16 protein-coding genes are annotated in these 17,611 nt (G+C 57.4%); 7 read left to right on the top strand and 9 right to left on the bottom strand.

What is annotated here, in order from left to right:
* Nucleotides 1–119 precede the first annotated feature (119 nt).
* Genes AC2FH9_RS06090 through AC2FH9_RS06075 form a run of 4 tightly spaced genes read left to right on the top strand, consistent with a single transcriptional unit; the run spans nt 120 to nt 3,649 of the window.
* On the top strand, nt 120–1,082 hold the full coding sequence (locus AC2FH9_RS06090) for a cupin domain-containing protein (protein ID WP_496792042.1): 963 nt from the start codon (nt 120–122) through the stop codon (nt 1,080–1,082).
* A 58-nt stretch (nt 1,083–1,140) separates the two neighbouring features.
* Nucleotides 1,141–2,265, top strand: coding sequence for a cobalamin-independent methionine synthase II family protein (locus AC2FH9_RS06085; protein WP_496871071.1), 1,125 nt, complete (start codon nt 1,141–1,143; stop codon nt 2,263–2,265).
* On the top strand, nt 2,262–2,957 hold the full coding sequence (locus AC2FH9_RS06080; protein WP_496871070.1) for an alpha/beta fold hydrolase: 696 nt from the start codon (nt 2,262–2,264) through the stop codon (nt 2,955–2,957). The genes AC2FH9_RS06085 and AC2FH9_RS06080 overlap by 4 nt, the downstream gene beginning before the upstream one ends.
* The gene (locus AC2FH9_RS06075; protein ID WP_496871069.1) at nt 2,954–3,649 is read left to right on the top strand and encodes an RraA family protein; all 696 of its coding nucleotides are present in this window, start codon (nt 2,954–2,956) and stop codon (nt 3,647–3,649) included. Before AC2FH9_RS06080 ends, AC2FH9_RS06075 begins: the two co-directional genes overlap by 4 nt.
* A gap of 110 nt (nt 3,650–3,759) precedes the next feature.
* Here AC2FH9_RS06075 and AC2FH9_RS06070 read toward each other — a convergent pair whose 3' ends face one another.
* The 5 genes from AC2FH9_RS06070 to ugpB are packed head-to-tail and all read right to left on the bottom strand — an operon-like array spanning nt 3,760 to nt 8,860.
* The gene (locus AC2FH9_RS06070) at nt 3,760–4,695 is read right to left on the bottom strand and encodes a glycerophosphodiester phosphodiesterase family protein (protein ID WP_496871068.1); all 936 of its coding nucleotides are present in this window, start codon (nt 4,693–4,695) and stop codon (nt 3,760–3,762) included.
* Entirely contained in the window at nt 4,695–5,750 is a 1,056-nt protein-coding gene (locus AC2FH9_RS06065; RefSeq protein WP_496871067.1) for a sn-glycerol-3-phosphate import ATP-binding protein UgpC, read from the bottom strand. Before AC2FH9_RS06065 ends, AC2FH9_RS06070 begins: the two co-directional genes overlap by 1 nt.
* A gap of 3 nt (nt 5,751–5,753) precedes the next feature.
* A complete protein-coding gene (ugpE, locus tag AC2FH9_RS06060; RefSeq protein WP_271949133.1) occupies nt 5,754–6,590 on the bottom strand; it encodes a sn-glycerol-3-phosphate ABC transporter permease UgpE in 837 nt (278 codons plus the stop codon).
* A 20-nt stretch (nt 6,591–6,610) separates the two neighbouring features.
* Complete coding sequence (gene ugpA / locus AC2FH9_RS06055) at nt 6,611–7,492, bottom strand: sn-glycerol-3-phosphate ABC transporter permease UgpA (protein ID WP_142639899.1); 882 nt, start codon at nt 7,490–7,492, stop codon at nt 6,611–6,613.
* Nucleotides 7,493–7,549: 57 nt separating this feature from the next.
* Nucleotides 7,550–8,860: a sn-glycerol-3-phosphate ABC transporter substrate-binding protein UgpB gene (gene ugpB, locus AC2FH9_RS06050; protein ID WP_496871066.1), complete on the bottom strand. Its 1,311-nt coding sequence runs from the start codon at nt 8,858–8,860 to the stop codon at nt 7,550–7,552.
* Between the two features lie 181 nt (nt 8,861–9,041).
* Between ugpB and AC2FH9_RS06045 the strand changes: the two genes are divergently transcribed.
* Both AC2FH9_RS06045 and AC2FH9_RS06040 read left to right on the top strand, forming a co-directional pair.
* Nucleotides 9,042–9,947: a LysR substrate-binding domain-containing protein gene (locus AC2FH9_RS06045; protein ID WP_496691522.1), complete on the top strand. Its 906-nt coding sequence runs from the start codon at nt 9,042–9,044 to the stop codon at nt 9,945–9,947.
* 239 nt (nt 9,948–10,186) lie between these two features.
* Nucleotides 10,187–12,166, top strand: a complete 1,980-nt coding sequence (locus AC2FH9_RS06040) for a bifunctional 2',3'-cyclic-nucleotide 2'-phosphodiesterase/3'-nucleotidase (RefSeq protein ID WP_496871065.1) — start codon at nt 10,187–10,189, stop codon at nt 12,164–12,166.
* A 117-nt stretch (nt 12,167–12,283) separates the two neighbouring features.
* Here the strand turns inward: AC2FH9_RS06040 and AC2FH9_RS06035 are convergent, their stop codons facing one another.
* Genes AC2FH9_RS06035 through paaG form a run of 4 tightly spaced genes read right to left on the bottom strand, consistent with a single transcriptional unit; the run spans nt 12,284 to nt 15,432 of the window.
* On the bottom strand, nt 12,284–12,880 hold the full coding sequence (locus tag AC2FH9_RS06035) for a TetR/AcrR family transcriptional regulator (protein WP_496871064.1): 597 nt from the start codon (nt 12,878–12,880) through the stop codon (nt 12,284–12,286).
* Between the two features lie 3 nt (nt 12,881–12,883).
* A complete protein-coding gene (gene paaK, locus AC2FH9_RS06030) occupies nt 12,884–14,194 on the bottom strand; it encodes a phenylacetate--CoA ligase PaaK (RefSeq protein ID WP_142639891.1) in 1,311 nt (436 codons plus the stop codon).
* 24 nt (nt 14,195–14,218) lie between these two features.
* Nucleotides 14,219–14,644: a hydroxyphenylacetyl-CoA thioesterase PaaI gene (gene paaI, locus AC2FH9_RS06025; protein ID WP_142639944.1), complete on the bottom strand. Its 426-nt coding sequence runs from the start codon at nt 14,642–14,644 to the stop codon at nt 14,219–14,221.
* Nucleotides 14,645–14,646: 2 nt separating this feature from the next.
* A complete protein-coding gene (gene paaG, locus AC2FH9_RS06020) occupies nt 14,647–15,432 on the bottom strand; it encodes a 2-(1,2-epoxy-1,2-dihydrophenyl)acetyl-CoA isomerase PaaG (RefSeq protein WP_496792048.1) in 786 nt (261 codons plus the stop codon).
* A 103-nt stretch (nt 15,433–15,535) separates the two neighbouring features.
* On the opposite strand from paaG, the gene AC2FH9_RS06015 reads away from it, so the two are divergent.
* The gene (locus AC2FH9_RS06015; RefSeq protein WP_496871063.1) at nt 15,536–17,569 is read left to right on the top strand and encodes an FAD-dependent oxidoreductase; all 2,034 of its coding nucleotides are present in this window, start codon (nt 15,536–15,538) and stop codon (nt 17,567–17,569) included.
* Nucleotides 17,570–17,611: the final 42 nt, after the last annotated feature.

The raw sequence follows: 17,611 nt of genomic DNA, 5'->3' as shown, positions 1-17,611 counted from the left end.
GGCAGGCGCTGCGGCGTTTTCACGCCCACCGGGCCAGCCTGCGTGCCCGGCGACTGAACAACCGCCCGCCTGGTTTCGGAGTTTGACCGCAGCGAACTCCAACCAAAAGGAAGACAGAAATGAGTACCATCCAAAGCCGCATCGTCCGTTATGGCGAATTGAAACCCTGTAAAACCGCGTTCATCGACGCCCATACCCCGGGGTCAGATCAAAAGGAAAACTTCACCATCGTCGGCGGGGGCGTATCCGAAAGCCCCGATCAACACGTCCACATCACCGATAAGATCGGTTTCAACATCGGTGCTGCGGGCCAACCGCCGAGATGCCGGAACTCTCTGCATAGCCACACCACGGCCGAAGTGTTCTTTGTTGCCAAAGGCCGTTGGCGGTTCTTCTGGGGCAGATACGGATCGGCTGGCGAGTTCATTGCCGAAGAAGGAGACATCTTCAACATCCCGACCGGTATCTTCCGCGGGTTTGAAAATGTGGGGCAGGACTACGGGATGATCATGGCGGTCCTTGGCGGTGACGATGCCGGGGGCGGGGTCACCTGGGCGCCGCAGGTTATTCAGGATGCGCAGGCCCATGGCTTGATGCTGGGAAACAATGGGATTCTTTACGACAGCAAAAAAGGGGAAACGCTGCCGCATAATGTACAGCCCATGCCCTTGCTGACTGAAGAGCAGTTGAAAGCCTATCCCGAGGTCCCCGTCGAAAATGTGATTGGCAATTACGTGGCCCGCTATTGGGATTTGATGGCGCTGTCATCAAACAGGCCTGCCGTTGTGATCGGTGAAAACGGCCTGATCAAGGACAAGCCGGGTTTCGAGGTTGATTTCCTTGGTCGCGGCTCGTGCGTGTCTGATCCGGTTAAAGCCGAAAAGCCTGTGGTCTTGATGCCGGCCAGTGGCCACTGGCGGATTACGATTGAGGATGTTGAAACAACCCTGACAAATGGGGATACCGCACTGGTTCTGCCCGGCGAAAGCTATGGCGTCACGCCTTCGATGACCGGTGACGCGGGGCTCTATCGCGTTACCGCAACCGAAGATCCGGCCGGTACAACTTGGACAGGTGCATGAAACAAACTGCGCTGCCTTCCGGGCGGCGCAGATTAGACTTGCAGAGGGAGAAGAAGGAATGACCCGCATTTCAACCACACATGTAGGGAGCCTTCCGCGTAGTCAGGAGGTCGTGGATTTCATCTTTGCGCGCGAGCGTGCAGAGCCATTTGACGCGGATGCTTTTGATGCGTGTATGACCTCGGCAGTGTCCGAGACAGTGCGCAAACAGGTCGGAGCCGGGGTCGATATCGTATCAGATGGCGAGACGTCGAAGATCTCATACGCCACCTATGTCAAAGATCGCTATACTGGTTTTGACGGGGACAGCCCGCGCAACGCGCCAGCGGATCTGAAGATGTTTCCCGGCTTCCTGAAACGCTTGGCTGATGATGGCGGTACGCCACAATATGCGCGCCCAATGTGTGTGGGTGAGGTGCGGTCAAAAGGGCAAGGTGAACTGCAAAAAGACATCGACAACCTCAAGGCCGCCATGGCCGCGCATGGTGTCGAGCGTGGTTTTATGAACGCGGCCAGCCCGGGTGTCATCTCACTGTTTCTGCAAAATGATTTCTACCCCACACGTGAAGCCTATCTGGCTGCACTCGCCGATGCGATGAAGCAAGAGTACGAAACCATTGTGGGGGCCGGTCTGGATCTACAGCTGGATTGCCCCGACCTGGCCCTGTCTCGCCATATGCTGTTCTCTGACCTTTCGGACGAAGAATTTGTCAAAGTCGCCAATTTGCATGTTGAGGCCCTGAACCACGCATTGCAGGACGTTCCCGCTGACAAGGTGCGCGTCCATATTTGCTGGGGCAATTACGAAGGACCGCATTGTTGCGACATTGGAATGGACAAAGTATTCGGCACGCTGATGTCGACCAAATCCCGCTATGTCCTGTTCGAAACCTCGAACCCCCGTCATGCGCATGAATGGACGGTGTTCCGTGACCGCAAAGCCGAAATACCAGCGGACAAAGTGCTTGTACCTGGCGTTGTCGACACCACGACAAATTTTGTCGAACATCCGGAACTGGTCGCCCAACGTATTGAACGGTTTTCGAATATTGTTGGCCGCGAAAGAGTGATCGCGGGCTCGGATTGCGGATTTGGCACTTTTGCCGGATTTGGTGCGGTTGATCCTGATATCGCCTTTGCCAAGCTTGGATCTCTGGCCGACGGGGCTGCATTGGTCACATGAAACCACTTGTTATGTTGCCCGGCATGATGTGCGATGCCCGGCTTTTTGCCCCGCAAATCGCGGCGCTTTCGAGCAGCAATCCTGTCCTCTACGCGCCGATTGGGGGGCATGACACGGTGCAGGCTTTGGCCGCCGAAGTGTTGTCTTATGCGCCCCCGCGCTTTGTCCTTGCGGGTCTGTCCATGGGTGGCATCGTTGCGATGGAAATAGTCCGGCAGCAACCGCAGCGCGTCGTCAGCGTGGCGCTGATGGATACCAACCACTTGGCCGAACGGGATGACGTCAAAGCCAGGCGTGGTCCACAAATCGCCTCTGTGTCCAGTGGGGGCTTGGGCCGGGTCATGGCCGAGGAGATGAAACCAAACTACCTGACCGATGGCCCGAACCGCGAGGCAATTCTGAACCTGTGCATGGATATGGCCTTGGGTCTTGGACCGGATGTTTTTATCAACCAGTCCAAAGCATTGCGAGATCGTCCCGACCAAAGCGATACCTTGCGCAGCTATTCCGGACAGGCCCTGATCCTGTGCGGGAAAGATGATGCTCTGTGCCCGGTTTCGCGACACGTCTTGATGCATGAACTTCTCACGAATAGCCGTTTCGAGGTCATCGAGCAGGCGGGGCATTTGCCTACACTTGAACAACCCGAACTGACGACAGCGGCGCTGTGCCGTTGGCTGGAGGCACAATGAAAAAACCCTTGCTGGACCTTTTGAAATCCGTCGACACCCCCACCGTTTGCAATGCGATCGAAGTGGCGCAAGGCAAGCGTGGGTTCGACAATTTCACGCGGGGCACAATGCTGTGCTCGGATCCCGAGGCGGGGGCAATGGTCGGTTATGCCAGAACGGCAAAGATCGCGGCGGTGAACCCTCCCGAAGACCCTCCCGAAGTGATCCGTCAGCGCCGGATGGATTACTACCGGCACATGGCAACGGGCACAGGCCCGGCTGTTACGGTTGTCGAAGATCTGGATTTTCCGGACTGCATCGGTGCTTATTGGGGTGAGATCAATACCACGGTCCACAAAGGGTTTGGCATCAGCGGTGCGTTGACCAACGGAGTGATGCGGGATCTGGGCGATTTGCCGGATGAGTTTCCGGTTGTGGCGGGCTCGGTCGGTCCAAGCCACGGGTTCGTGCACGTCAAAGAGGTGGGCACCCCGGTGACCATCTTCAGCCTCTCGATCAAGGACGGGGACCTGGTGCATGCGGACCGGCACGGCGCTTTGGTGATCCCACCCGAAGTGGTGGACAGCCTGGAACAGGCGATCCGCAAATTGCTTGAAACCGAAAAGCTTATTCTTGGCCCAGCACGCGCGTCAGAGTTCGATTTTGAGGCCTTTGAACAAGCATGGGCGGCGTTCGAAGCCTCGCGCACGTAGTGCAGCAACAACCGCGCGGCCCAGCTATAAACTAACCCGACAGCGAGTCGATGTGATCCTGAATGGTCCCGTCATTAGCGATGGCGATCGTGTCGGAAATCGCGGCTGGATCACACCCATCTCATGCCCAAATCCGACAGATGCCTTTGAACCCGTCCAGGATAGTCCGAGACGATGGCATCGACACCCAGATCAATCATCCTGCTGATATCCGTCGGTTCATTGACCGTCCATACGGCTACGCAAAGCCCAAGTTCTTTGGCAACCGCGACGTCCTCAGATATCACATCTGCGAAATACGGACACCAAAGCGCGCCGCCCGCTTGCTTGACCATTTGCGGGATTTTTTCGCTTTGGCCTCGAAAGTCCGGACAAACGGCCTTGGAGGAATCCTCGCCAACGTCATCGACATTTTCGGGAAGCTGCGTCAGGTAAGATGACGGCATGTCAGGTGCCTGCCGCTGACAGACTTCCAACAGGGTCCAGTCAAAGCTGTGCAGCAACACGCGATCGGATAGGCCAGCGGCCCGAACCTGCTGTACCACGCGTTCGACAAAGCGGTCCAGATAGGCTGCGTCATGGGCCAGATCCGGATCAGATTTCAGTTCGAGCATCAGATTGGCTTCGCCGTATTCCGGCCGATTGATCAGATCCAGCAGATCCTGCAGCTTTGGTACGCGAACGCCGTCCAGTTGGGCCTGATCGGGGAACCGTCGACCATAATCCGAGTGTCCGTCCAAGCGCCCGATTTCGAACTGTTGAATCTGGTCGAAGGACAGGGACGAGACTTTGGGTTCTTTTCCGGTCAAAAACTGACCGCTGGCATCCCGAAAGGTCGGCGCATGTAGCCGATGGTTATGGGTTATGACGGGCACATCATCCACCGTCAGCACCACGTCAAACTCAAGAAGCGGAACCCCGATGGACAGCGTAAAATCGAAGCCGATCATGCTGTTTTCGGGCAGGACGCCGCGTGCCCCCCGGTGCCCTACTACACGGATCAGGTTTTTACCGCCGCGAAACGCCTCGACCTGAGGGAAAGGCATCAGCCCTCGAGCCTTATGCCAGAGGCCGGGTCAAACAGATGCATATGCTCTGGCGCAACAGAAAAACGCATATTGGGATGACGGCCTTCGATCGGATGAACACCCGGAAGGCTGATCGTGATTGCCGCGCCAGAGCCTGACACCTGACCGTGCAACAAAGTATTCGCCCCCAGCGGTTCGGCTATCTGAACTACGACATCAAAGGGCCCGTTTTCATCAAGGAACAGATGCTCTGGCCGTATGCCCAATTTGAACGGGCCATCGGGCCCGTCCGAGGGGCCAATCTCGGTATCGTTGATCCTGATCTTTCCGCCCTGGCGCTCTGCATCAAAGGTATTCATCGCCGGGCTGCCGATGAATTGCGCAGCGAACAGCGTCCGCGGCGTCTCATAGACCTCAAGCGGGGTGCCGATCTGCTCGGCAACACCACCGTTCATCACGATCATTCTGTCGGCCATGGTCATGGCCTCGACCTGATCATGGGTCACGTATAGCGAGGTGATACCCAGCTTTTCTTGCAGTTCGCGGATTTCCAGGCGCATCTGGACACGCAGCTTTGCATCCAGGTTTGAGAGCGGTTCATCAAACAGGAACACGGCAGGTTCGCGGACAATAGCGCGGCCCATGGCAACCCTTTGGCGTTGACCGCCTGAAAGCTGACGGGGCTTGCGGTCAAGCAGCGGCTCAAGCTGCAACAGCTTAGCGGCCTCGGTCACCTTCTGGTCAATCTGAGCCTTGGGCAATCCGGCGATTTTCAGACCATAGCCCATGTTCTGGCGTACCGACATATGGGGGTACAGAGCATAGTTCTGGAACACCATCGCAATGTCCCGGTCCATCGGCTCCTTGTCATTGGCGCGCTCTTCGCCAATCCGGATTTCGCCGGATGTCACAGTCTCAAGCCCGGCCACCATCCGCAGCAAAGTGGATTTGCCGCAGCCCGAGGGGCCGACGATCACGATAAACTCGCCATCCGCGATATCGACGTCGATGCCATGAATGACGTCCGTCGGGCCAAAGCTCTTTTTGACGTTCTCAAGGGATACTGTTGCCATTTCTTATTTCTCGCTATCGACAAGGCCGCGGACAAAAAGCTTTTGCATCGACACCACCACAAGGACCGGTGGGATCATTGCCAGGATCGAGGTTGCCATGATCGTCGGCCAATGGGCAAAATCATCGCCCGAGGGGAACATCTGTTTGATGCCCATCACGATGGTGTTCATCTCAGGATCGGTGGTGATCAGCAGCGGCCAGAGATATTGATTCCACCCATAGATGAACAGGATCACGAACAGGGCCGCGATGTTGGTTCGGCTCATCGGGATCACGATATCAACGAAGAACCGCATGGGGCGGGCGCCATCCACCCGCGCGGCCTCGGCCAGTTCGTCCGGGATGGTCAGAAAGAACTGGCGGAACAGGAACGTGGCAGTGGCCGAGGCGATCAGCGGAAAGATCAGCCCCGAATAGCTGTTGAGCATACCAAACCCGGCCACCACCTCGAAGGTCGGGACAATCCGCACCTCAACCGGCAGCATCAGGGTCAGGAAGATCAGCCAGAAAAACGTGTTCCGCCCGGGAAAGCGGAAGTAGACGATGGCAAAGGCTGACAGCAGCGAGATGACGATCTTGCCCACGGCAATGCCAATCGCCATCACCAGGCTGTTGAACAGCATCGTTGCGACCGGGACGTTCACGCCTGAGAACAGGGCCGCCTTGTAATTCACCCAGAACTGATCACCTGGCACAACCGGCATCGGGGGCGAAATGATATCGGCCTGCGTGACGGTCGAGGCCACAAAGGCCAGCCAGATCGGGAAGAAGATGACCAGAACGCCAAGGATCATAAACGCATGGGTCAGCCACAGGCCCGCACCACGTTTCTCGACCATTCCATGTTGTTGGGCCGCCATCAGTAATGCACCCTCTTCTCAACATATTTGAACTGGATCACTGTCAGCAGGCCGACAACCACCAGCAGGATGACCGACTGGGCCGAAGACGACCCCAGATCTTGGCCCACAAACCCATCGGAAAAGACTTTGTAGACCAGGATGGTTGTGGCTTGTTGCGGACCCCCTCCGGTGATCGTGTGGATCACGCCGAAAGTTTCAAAGAAGGCATAGACAATGTTCACGACCAGCAGGAAGAACGCGGTCGGCGACAAAAGCGGCAGTACGATGGTAAAGAACCGGCGCCAAAAATGGGCCCCATCAATCGCCGCTGCTTCGATGACCGAGCGGGGCACGGATTGCAGCGCCGCAAAGAAGAACAGAAAGTTATAGCTGATGCGCCCCCAGGCCGAGGCGACAACGACCAGCCCCATGGCCTCGGCATCGTTCAGGACGTGGTTCCAGTCATAGCCGAGCTGGCCCAGATACCATGCGACCACACCAACGCGGGTGTTGAACATGAACAGCCACAGCACACCCGCCACCGCGGGGGCAACGGCGTAGGGCCAGATCAACAAGGTCCGATACACGCCCGAGCCCTTGATCAGTCGATCTGCGATGACTGCCAGGAACAAGGCCGGGATCATCGAGCACAGGGTCACAAGCGTAGAAAACACCGCCGTCGTCACGAATGAGGCGCGGTAGTATTTATCGCTCAGCAGGAATTCGAAATTGCCCAAGCCCACGAACTGAGATGACAACCCGAACGGGTCGGGAATGAACAACGATTGCCATACGGCCTGACCAGCAGGATAGAAAAAGAAGACGGCGGAAATGATGACCTGCGGGGCGATCAGCGCAAGCGGCAGCAGCCAGCCGCGAAAAATGACGCGTTTTTCCATTCTATTGGCCCACCAGAGTAGAATGCGGGCCCAACGAGGCCCGCATCAGATTACGACTTATTGATTGGCGGATTCGAACCGGCGCAGCAGCGCGTCGCCGCGTTCCTTCGCACTGTCCATCGCCTCTTGGGCGGTCTTTTCACCGGCCCAGATGGCCTCAAGCTCTTCGTCGATGATGCCACGGATCTGGTCGAATGATCCCAGACGCAGACCTTTCGAGTTTGCCGTCGGCTCTTTCGCGGTCATCTGGATGACGGCGATGTCGGTGCCTGGGTTTTCGTCATAGAAACCAGACGCTCGGGTCGCTTCGCCCGCCTCGGTGGTGATGGGCAGATAGCCGGTGTTCTGGTGCCAGGCTGCCTGAACGTCAGACGAGGACAGGAAGCTGAGGAATTCGCCGACGCCTTTGTATTCATCGGCCTCATGACCTTCCATGACCCACAGTGAGGCACCACCGATGATGGTGTTCTGCGGCTCGGCCGTGACAGCTTCCCAATAGGGCAGCGGACGCACGTCGAAATCAAACTCGGCTTCGGCTTTGATCCCAGCGTATCCTGCCGAGCTTTCGGTGAACAGGGCGCATTCGCCGGACCGGAAGTTCGCGCCACCTTCGTTGCGGCGGCCCGTGTAGATGAATTTGCCGTCCTTGGCCCAGTCACCCATCGCGGTCAGGTGCGCAACCTGGGCCGGGCCGTTCAGCATCAGCTCGGTATCCAGACCGGCAAAGCCGTTATCCTGCGATGCGAAGGGGACGTCGTGATAGGCTGACAGGTTCTCAAGATGAATCCAGCTTTGCCATGCAGTGACCAACGGGCAATCTTCACCACCGGCCTTAAGCTGATCCAGCGTGTCCCCGACCTTTTCCCAGGTCGACAGATCGGTGTCGGGATCAACGCCCGCCGCTTCGAAGGCGTTGCGGTTGACCCATAGAACCGGTGTTGACGAGTTGAAGGGCAGGGACAGCATGTCGCCATCTGTGGTCGTATAATACCCTTTGACCGAGCCGATATAGGCGTCCGGATCAAATGACGCACCGCTTTCGGCCATTACCTCATAGACCGGTTTGATCGCGCCCTGGGCCGACATCATAGTTGCGGTGCCAACCTCAAAGACCATCAGGATCTGCGGTTGTTCACCGGCGCGGAAGGCGGCGATGCCTGCATTCAGGGTTTCAGAATAGTTGCCCTTGTGGCTTTCAACCACGACATATTCACCCTGGCTGGCGTTGAATTCTTCAACCTGAGCTTTCACAAGCTCACCCAGGCGGCCGGTAAAGGCATGCCAGAACTGAACTTCGGTTTGCGCCATTGCCGCGATCGGGGACAAGGCTGTTGATACGGCAAGAGCGCCAAGCAATTTCGTTTTCATGATTCCTCCCATGCATCAAAGGCGATGCTTCGTTGAATACCGAGCGCTACGCGTAATCGGCACACATGACGATTTCACGACGTTAACGTTACAGAAATATAATTCAAGCCTGATTTTCTAGCAAAAAATATAATACGATGTTATGAACTGACCGAGGTTTGCATCAAAAACAGGACGCTCCATGAGCCAAACCCTGAGAATTAGGCAGCTTGAGGCACTTATGGCGGTGACCGTCAATGGCTCGGTCACGGCTGCCGCATCCGATCTGGGGGTCAGCCAGCCTGCGGTCAGCAGGTTGCTTTCAGACTTGGAAAAATCGCTTGGGTTTCAACTGTTCGACCGCCGCGAAGGTCGATTGGTCCCAACGCAGGAAGTTCGCTATCTGCAACCCAGCGTAGAGCGCGTGCTGGAACTGATGCGGCAGATCTCGGATGTGAGTCAGGACATCACGCAACGCAAAGCCGGGCATATTCGCGTCGCCTGCCTTCCTGGCTTCGCCACCAGTCACTTACCAGACGTTGTTGCCGGATTTCTGAGTGACCGGCCTGGCGTCACCATGACGATAGAGCCGGATCGGCCCGAGCGCATCCTGGAGTGGATGATCGGCGAGCAATATGATTTCGGAATCACAGATGGGTTTAATGGCCACCCGGCTGTCGAAAGCACCCATATTGATATCCGCACAGTTTGCGTCTTTCCCGCAGGCCATGCGCTGGAAGACCTTTCGACCGTGACACCGGCAGATATTGCCGATCAGAAGATCATCCACACCCGGCGCGACAGCGACTTTTTCGCGCGCCTGTCGCGTGCATTTCAAAACTCGAATGTCGAACTGAACTCGCATATCGAGGTTCGGCAATTCACGGCCGCTTGCGAATTGGTGGTGAAGGGCGTTGGGGTGTCTGTCGTTAGCGAACTGGACGCAGTACAATATCAGAACAGGGGGTTGAGCTATCGGCCTTTCAGGCCATTTCTGCCTCATACGCTGTCGCTGGTGCGACCGGTTTTGAAGCAACCATCGCTGGTCACGCTGGAATTCATAGAACAGTTCAGCGACAGCCTTGGACCTTTCATCGCCGATCCTTAGCTGGATACAGCCGAAAGCGTTGCCCGATTGATTGCCTGAACGCGGCTTTGGGCATTGGCAAGATTTTACAAAAATCGAATTGAGACCCCGGGATTGCTTTACGCGCCCTGAAACTTGTGGGCAAACTGACTTGGTTCATGCCCAGTTCGACGCGTGGCAGGACCTGCCAGCCAGTGTCACACCACAGTTTCGCAGGGCCTGCACAAGTCGCGTCGACAAACGAAAATGAAAGGTGTCACATGCCATTTTCCAACCCCAGCTTGATGTCCCGCCGTCAGTTCCTTGCGACCACTACCGCCAGCGCCGCGGCCATTACACTTCATCCTTTTTCTGCGGCGGCTGCCAATAATCAGTCGCATTTACGGATAATGGAGACGACGGACATTCATGTGCATGTCTTCCCTTACGATTATTACGCCGACAAGCCTCGCGACACGGTAGGCCTGTCCCGCACCGCTTCGATCATCAACGGCATCCGGTCCGAGGCGACGAATTCTCTGCTGGTCGATAACGGAGACTTTCTGCAGGGCAACCCAATGGGCGATTACATCGCCTATGAGCGCGGGATGAAAGAGGGCGACAGCCACCCGATTATCACCGCCTTCAACACAGTCGGTTATGACGCCGCCACATTGGGCAATCACGAATTCAACTACGGTTTGGACTTTTTGGAAAAGGCGCTTGCTGGCGCGGATTTCCCGGTTGTACTGGCCAACGTCGCAAAGGAACAGGGGGCAAACCCGCGTGAGGATAAAACGCTGGTCAAACCCTATGCGATTCTCGACCGCCAGATCGAAATGGGCGATGGCAGCAAACACCCGATCAAGGTCGGCGTCATTGGGTTTACGCCGCCGCAGGTCATGAACTGGGACCGCAAGCATCTCGAAGGAAACGTGCAGGCCCGCGACATTGTCGAGACAGCGCAGGCCTATGTGCCTGAGATGAAAGAGCAGGGCTGCGACCTGATCATCGCGCTTTCGCATTCGGGGATTGGCGATGCCGACCATTCCGACGGTATGGAAAACGCCTCGGTTGTGCTGGCTGGCGTTGACGGGATTGACGCGCTGGTGACCGGTCACAACCACCTTGTTTTCCCGTCCGAGACATTTGCCGACCGTCCCGGTATCGACGTTGCAAAAGGGACGTTGATGGGCAAACCCGCCGTCATGGGCGGGTTCTGGGGATCACATCTTGGCCTTCTGGACCTGCTGCTGGAGCGCGATGGGAACGAGTGGCGTGTGGTGACCACAACGTCTGAGGCGCGCCCGATTTCGGTTCGCAACGAAGATCGCTCGATCACGGCGCTGGTCGAGGACGATCAGGCCGTGCTGGCCTCGGTCGCGAAAGATCACGACGAAACACTAGCCTATGTGCGCCGTGCGGTCGGCAAGACGTCGGCCCCGCTGCACAGCTATTTTGCGCTGGTAGCGGATGATCCATCTGTACAGATCGTGTCGATAGCGCAGAAATGGTACGTCGAAGAAATGATGAAGGGCACGGAACATGAAGGCCTGCCCATTCTGTCAGCCGCGGCGCCTTTCAAGGCCGGCGGTCGTGGTGGCCCGGAATATTACACCGATGTCCCGGTGGGTGACGTTGCCATCAAAAACGTGGCCGACCTTTACCTTTATCCCAACACCGTGCGCGCCGTACGGGTGAACGGAGCGCAGGTCCGAGGTTGGCTGGAGCGGTCTGCCGGGATGTTCAATCAGGTCGAACCGGGCGCAAGCGACGCGGTCCTGCTGAACCCAGAGTTTCCGTCCTATAATTTTGACGTGATGGACGGCGTCACCTATCAGATCGACCTGTCCCAACCATCGCGGTTTGGACCCAAGGGTGAAGAGGTCAACCCTGGCGCGGCCCGGATCGTGGACCTTGCCTTCAATGGTTCTCCGGTCACGGATGATATGGAGTTCATCATTGCCACCAACAATTACCGAGCGTCCGGTGGCGGATCTTTCCCCGGCGCGATGGGCGACACGGTTGTGTTCGAGGCGCCGGACACCAACCGCGACGTGATTGTCCGCTATATCGTCGAACAGGGCACGATTGACCCCAAAGCAGATGCCAACTGGTCGTTTGCGCCGCTGGACGGCACCACGGTCCTGTTCGAAACAGGCCCGAAGGCGCGTGACTATATGAGTGACGTCAAAGGTGTTTCGATCGAGGATGTCGGTGAGGGCGCAGATGGTTTTGCGGCCTTCCGCATCCAGCTGTAACAGATTGAAAGCAGGCTTATCCCCCTAATTTCTGACCCAATGGTATGGATCGGAGTTGGGGGGTGAGCCTAAATTATTCTGTCAGGCAACTGTCCTGCGAAGCGGCCCGTCCTGGGTCTAGAGTTTGCGTATTCCGTGGAGCGTTAGGGTGCTGACCAGATCTGCGTAATCCTCACGTGCTTTGGTGCCCGAGCCGGTGTTCCACATGTAATACCAGTTCAGCATGCCAAAAACTGACATCGTGGCACCGCGCAGCTTGTCCTTGTCATCGCCAAACGAGTCCGGAGACAGGTCTTTCAGGATATCCCGGACGAAATTCACTAGATCCAGCTGATACCCTCGTAAGAGCTTTTGCTGATCGTCGCGCAGGGCGTTCATGCCGCTGATCTGTACCCGGTGTTCATCATCCGCACCCTGATAAGCAAACAGGATCTCACGCACGGTCTTTCGCAGCTTTTGCTCGGGTGTAAGACCCGTCAGATCGACTTCGCAAATGCGGTCGCGCAGCTCGCGCAGATAGGTTTCGAGGATGTCATACAGGATGGCATCCTTACTGTCGTAATAGTGGTAAATGTTAGCCTTGGAGATTCCGCACTCATTGGCCAAAAGGGTCATCGAAGCGCGATCAAACCCCTGGTCGGCAAACACTTTGGCTGCCGTTTTCAGGATTTGTTCCCGCTTTTGGTCGTGGTCTTTTGCGATTGTCCGGGCCAAGGCTTAATCCTTATCGCGGTTGTCGATGACGCGCTTCGCCTTGCCCTGAGAGCGTTCGACGTCGCCCGGCTCACCTACAACAATTTCTGTTGAAACTCCAACGATGTCCTTGATGCGTTTGGTCAGCATCCGGGCGGCCGCCGTCTTGGACATTTCATCGGTAGATCCCGGAGAGGCTTCGACAAAGACCCGCATGGCATCCATCCGGCCGGATTTATACAGCTCGACCTGGTAATAAGGCGCAAGGCCTCCTGTCGCCATGACCTGTTCCTCGATTTGGCTGGGAAAGACATTGACGCCGCGCAGGATCATCATGTCGTCGCTGCGGCCGGTGATCTTGGCCATGCGACGCATGGAACGGGCCGTTCCGGGCAGCAGGCAGGTCAGATCGCGCGTGCGATAGCGGATCATCGGCAGCCCTTCTTTGGTCAGGGTGGTAAAGACCAGCTCACCAGTTTCACCGTCGGGCAGTACTTCGCCGGTGGCGGGGTCGATGATTTCTGGCAGAAAGTGATCTTCCCAGATCACAGGGCCATCCTTGGTTTCGACGCATTCGCTGGCAACGCCGGGCCCCATGATTTCCGACAGGCCATAGATGTCGACCGCGTGCATGTCGAATGCAGCCTCGATTTCCGAGCGCATCGCGTCGGTCCAGGGCTCCGCGCCAAAGATACCAACCTTCAGAGAGCTTTCGCGCGGATCAAGACCCACCTTATGGAATTGTTCGAGGATGTTGAGCATGTAGGATGGGGTCACCATGATCCCATCGGGTTGAAAATCTGTGATCAGTCCAACCTGCTTTTCGGTTTGCCCGCCACCCATCGGAACGACGGTCGCCTCTAGACGTTCGATACCGTAATGCGCGCCCAGACCCCCGGTGAACAGGCCATAGCCATAAGCGTTATGCACGATATCGCCCTTGCGCAGACCTGCGGCCCGCAGCGACCGAGCACCCAGATCGGCCCAGTTGTCGATATCGCCTTTGGTATAGCCCACAACGGTTGGCTTGCCGGTTGTCCCGGATGAGGCATGCAGCCGAACCAGTTGGCTGCGCGGCACGGCGAACATGCCGAACGGGTAGTTGTCACGCAGGTCGTTCTTGTAGGTGAATGGAAATTTCGAAAGGTCAGAGAGCTGTTGCAGGTCATCTGGATGCACGCCGGCATCGTCGAAGCGCTGGGTGTATATCGGCACGTTTTCGTAAGCGTGACGCAGGGACCATTTCAGACGCTCCAACTGGGTGGCGCGGATTTCGTCAACCGAGGCAATCTCGATCGGGTCCAGGTCAGCTTTGTTAGGGGACAGGTCCTCCATCGCGTTACTCCTTCGGTCGCGAAGCTATTCTTGAAAATTCGTGCCACCAATCGCGCGGGACATGCCGCGGAATTCGGCGACCACGTTGCTGTCTTGATTGGTGACGCGCACGTCATAGATGCCGCTGCGGCCCGTAACCGAGACCTCGGTCGCGGTGGCCGTCAGGCGATCCCCCAGCTTGCCGGGGGCGAGATAGCTCATCATCGTGTGCTGGCCAACGGTCGCGTGATTACGGCTGTTGCAGGCAAAGGCGAAGGCGCTGTCGGCCAGGGCATGGGTCACGCCGCCATGGCACATGCCGTGCCCATTACAGTGATGCGCAACGACGGTCAGCGCCAGAACTGCGCAGCCTTCGTCCACCTCGACAAGCTCCATGCCAAACCATTTGCTGGCTTCGTCACTCGCCCACATCGCAGCGGCTGATTTGCTGGCACGTTCCTTTGGTGTCATCGTCATTTACCCTGAAAATTGGGCGCGCGCTTTTCAAGAAAGCTGGACACGCCCTCGGCATAATCCGCGCTTTCGCCGCAGATTTTCATCGCATCAGCCTCGAATTCCAGATGATCGGACAAAGAGGTCGTCGCCGCTGCTTGGATACAGTGCTTGGTCTTGCCCAACCCAAGGGTCGGGCCATTGGCCAGTTGATCAGCCAGCGTACGAGCCTCTGCCAATAGCTGATCGTCGGGTATGGCTTTCCAGATCAGGCCCCAGTCTTCGGCCTGTTTGGCGGGCAGCGGCTGTGCGGTAAAGGCCAGCCCTTTGGCGCGCGCCTCGCCCAAAAGGCGGGGCAGGTGCCAGCTGCCGCCAGTGTCTGGGATCAGGCCGACCTTGGAAAAGCTCTGGATGAATTTCGCGCTTTCCGCTGCCAGAACCATGTCGCAGGCCAGTGCCAGATTGGCCCCGGCGCCGGCAGCGACGCCATTCACGGCGCAGATGACAGGGCAGTCCAACGACCGGATCAGACGCACGAGGGGGGCATAGAAACTGCGGACGGTCTTGCCCAGATCCGGTGGCCCGTCCATTTTCGACGGATCGCGGTCACCAAGGTCCTGACCGGCACAAAAGCCACGCCCGGTGCCCGTCAGCAGCACTGCCCGCGCGCCTGTATCGCGCGCGGAATTCAAGGCAGCCTGAAGCGCATGATGCATGTCTTCGTTGAACGAATTCAGCTTGTCTGGACGGTTCAACGTAATCTCGACCCAGTTCCCGTGATTTTCTACAAGAATCGTATCGCTCATCACTGCCTCGGCCGGTATCGTTTCAACTTTATGATTGCATTAACCGAACGGTTGGTCAATATATAAACGCAAGCCGAATCTGAGCAAATCAAAGGGATGGGTTATGGCAAAATCGCCGGTGGTGAGCGTTGAGCGGAAGGGTGACGTTGCCTGGGTAACGATCAACAATCCGCCAGTGAACGCGACATCCGCTGCGGTGCGTCAGGGGTTGGCCGACGCGGTAGGTGCCATCAAAGGCGCGCGCGTGGCTGTCCTGCGATGTGCGGGTAAAACCTTTGTTGCCGGTGGCGATATGTCAGAGTTCGACGCCCCACCGGTTGAGCCACATCTGCCTGACGTAGTACAGATGATCGAAGACAGTGAAGTTCCCTTTATCGCCTGCATGCACGGTACTGTTCTGGGCGGCGGGTTCGAGATTGCCATGGCTTGCGCTTGGCGCATTGCCGCGTCGGGCACCAGATTTGGTCTGCCAGAGGTCAATGTCGGCCTGATCCCCGGGGCAGGGGGCACCCAGCGTATTCCCCGTCTTGTGGGGATGGAGGCCGCGATTGACATGGCCTGCCGGGGCAAGATCCTGACTGCAGAAACGTTACTAGGGCTGGGTGGCCTTGATCTTGTCGCTGAACAGCCTGAGGCTGCCGTTGAGGCCTTTGCGGCCAACCTGCCGCAGCGACCAGTGCCAGTCAGTCAGCGTAGCCTCACCAGCTTTGCACCGAACCTGATAGAGGTTTCGCGCGCGGAACTTTTGAAACGGTCAAAGGGTCAGCAGTCTCCGCTGGAAAATCTGACGGCATTGGGGTGGGCAACCGAACCCTTTGCCGATGCCTTGCCAAAAGAGCGCGTCCGCCATTTGGCCCTGCGCCAAGGTGCCGAAAGCCGAGCCCTTCGCCATGCTTTCTTTGCCGAACGGAGCGTGTCCAAACCTTCTTTGATCAGAGGCGTAACCCCGCGCGACATCAGCCGTATCGCGGTGGTCGGCGGCGGTCTGATGGGTGCCGGGATTGCAACCGCCGCCCTGAATGGGGGGTTTTCTGTCACGTTGATTGAGCAGAACGCCGAAGCCGCCGCGGCGGCCTTGGGGCGTGTTAAGGGCCTGCTCGAAGGCGCTGCCAAACGGGGAAAGCTGACTGAGGCGCAGATGCAGAGCCGCCTGAGCGCCTTTCGCGCCGTTGACAGCTATGCCGACGCACGGGGTGCGCAACTGGCCATTGAGGCGGTGTTCGAGGACATATCTGTCAAACAGCAGGTTTTCGCGGAACTCGCCCGGCATATGGACACAAACGCAATTCTTGCCACCAACACATCTTATCTGGATCCAAACCAGATTTTCGCCGGTATCGACAGTCCGGCCCGCTGTATAGGTCTACATTTCTTCAGCCCAGCCCATGTCATGAAACTGCTTGAAATCGTACATTCCGGGCATTCGGACCCAGAGGTCATCGCCACCGGATTTGCGTTTGGCAAAAAGCTGGGCAAAGTGGCGGTCCTATCGGGCATTTGCGATGGCTTTATCGGCAATCGCATGCTGGCCGCCTATCGGCGCGAGGCTGATTATCTTCTGGCAGATGGTGCGCTGCCTTATCAAGTGGATCAGGCCATGCGCGACTTTGGTATGCCCATGGGTCCGTACGAATTGCAGGATCTGACCGGTCTTCAGATCTCATGGGCCAATCGCAAGCGCAATGCCGCAACACGCCCACCGGATGAGCGCTATGTCTCTGTGGCCGACCAGCTTTGCGAGATGGAGCGTTTCGGGCAGCGGTCCGGAAAAGGCTGGTATAGTTATGATGACGGCGACCGTACGCCGATCCGTGATACACAGGTCGAGGCTTTGATCGAAGCCAACTCGGCTGAACATGGCATCACCCGGCGCGCGTTTACGAGCACCGAGATTTCGTCCCGTTTGATCGCGGTACTTGCGAATGAGGGCGCATTGATCATCGAAGAGGGTATCGCCGAAAACGCGATGGCCGTGGATATGGTCCAGATCCATGGCTACGGATTCCCGCGCTGGCGCGGCGGGCCGATGAACTATCGGGATGAAATTGGGGTGCAGGTGTCGCGGGGAATAATGGAGACCGTTGCCGCTGAAAGCCCCGGGTCTTGGAGGATTGCGGGGCAGACCACATCACCATGACTATTGATGGTTACAAAACGGACTATTAACGCAGATTCAATG

This window comes from Ruegeria sp. CDSC081 (assembly GCF_059610485.1).
This window is presented reverse-complemented; position numbering and strand designations above follow the sequence as displayed.

Coding starts and splice junctions, on each gene's coding strand:
- AC2FH9_RS06090 (WP_496792042.1), top strand. CDS start 120: ATGAGTACCATCCAAAGCCGCATCGTCCGTTATGGCGAATTGAAACCC.
- AC2FH9_RS06085 (WP_496871071.1), top strand. CDS start 1,141: ATGACCCGCATTTCAACCACACATGTAGGGAGCCTTCCGCGTAGTCAG.
- AC2FH9_RS06080 (WP_496871070.1), top strand. CDS start 2,262: ATGAAACCACTTGTTATGTTGCCCGGCATGATGTGCGATGCCCGGCTT.
- AC2FH9_RS06075 (WP_496871069.1), top strand. CDS start 2,954: ATGAAAAAACCCTTGCTGGACCTTTTGAAATCCGTCGACACCCCCACC.
- AC2FH9_RS06070 (WP_496871068.1), bottom strand. CDS start 4,695: ATGCCTTTCCCTCAGGTCGAGGCGTTTCGCGGCGGTAAAAACCTGATC.
- AC2FH9_RS06065 (WP_496871067.1), bottom strand. CDS start 5,750: ATGGCAACAGTATCCCTTGAGAACGTCAAAAAGAGCTTTGGCCCGACG.
- ugpE (WP_271949133.1), bottom strand. CDS start 6,590: ATGGTCGAGAAACGTGGTGCGGGCCTGTGGCTGACCCATGCGTTTATG.
- ugpA (WP_142639899.1), bottom strand. CDS start 7,492: ATGGAAAAACGCGTCATTTTTCGCGGCTGGCTGCTGCCGCTTGCGCTG.
- ugpB (WP_496871066.1), bottom strand. CDS start 8,860: ATGAAAACGAAATTGCTTGGCGCTCTTGCCGTATCAACAGCCTTGTCC.
- AC2FH9_RS06045 (WP_496691522.1), top strand. CDS start 9,042: ATGAGCCAAACCCTGAGAATTAGGCAGCTTGAGGCACTTATGGCGGTG.
- AC2FH9_RS06040 (WP_496871065.1), top strand. CDS start 10,187: ATGCCATTTTCCAACCCCAGCTTGATGTCCCGCCGTCAGTTCCTTGCG.
- paaK (WP_142639891.1), bottom strand. CDS start 14,194: ATGGAGGACCTGTCCCCTAACAAAGCTGACCTGGACCCGATCGAGATT.
- paaI (WP_142639944.1), bottom strand. CDS start 14,644: ATGACACCAAAGGAACGTGCCAGCAAATCAGCCGCTGCGATGTGGGCG.
- paaG (WP_496792048.1), bottom strand. CDS start 15,432: ATGAGCGATACGATTCTTGTAGAAAATCACGGGAACTGGGTCGAGATT.
- AC2FH9_RS06015 (WP_496871063.1), top strand. CDS start 15,536: ATGGCAAAATCGCCGGTGGTGAGCGTTGAGCGGAAGGGTGACGTTGCC.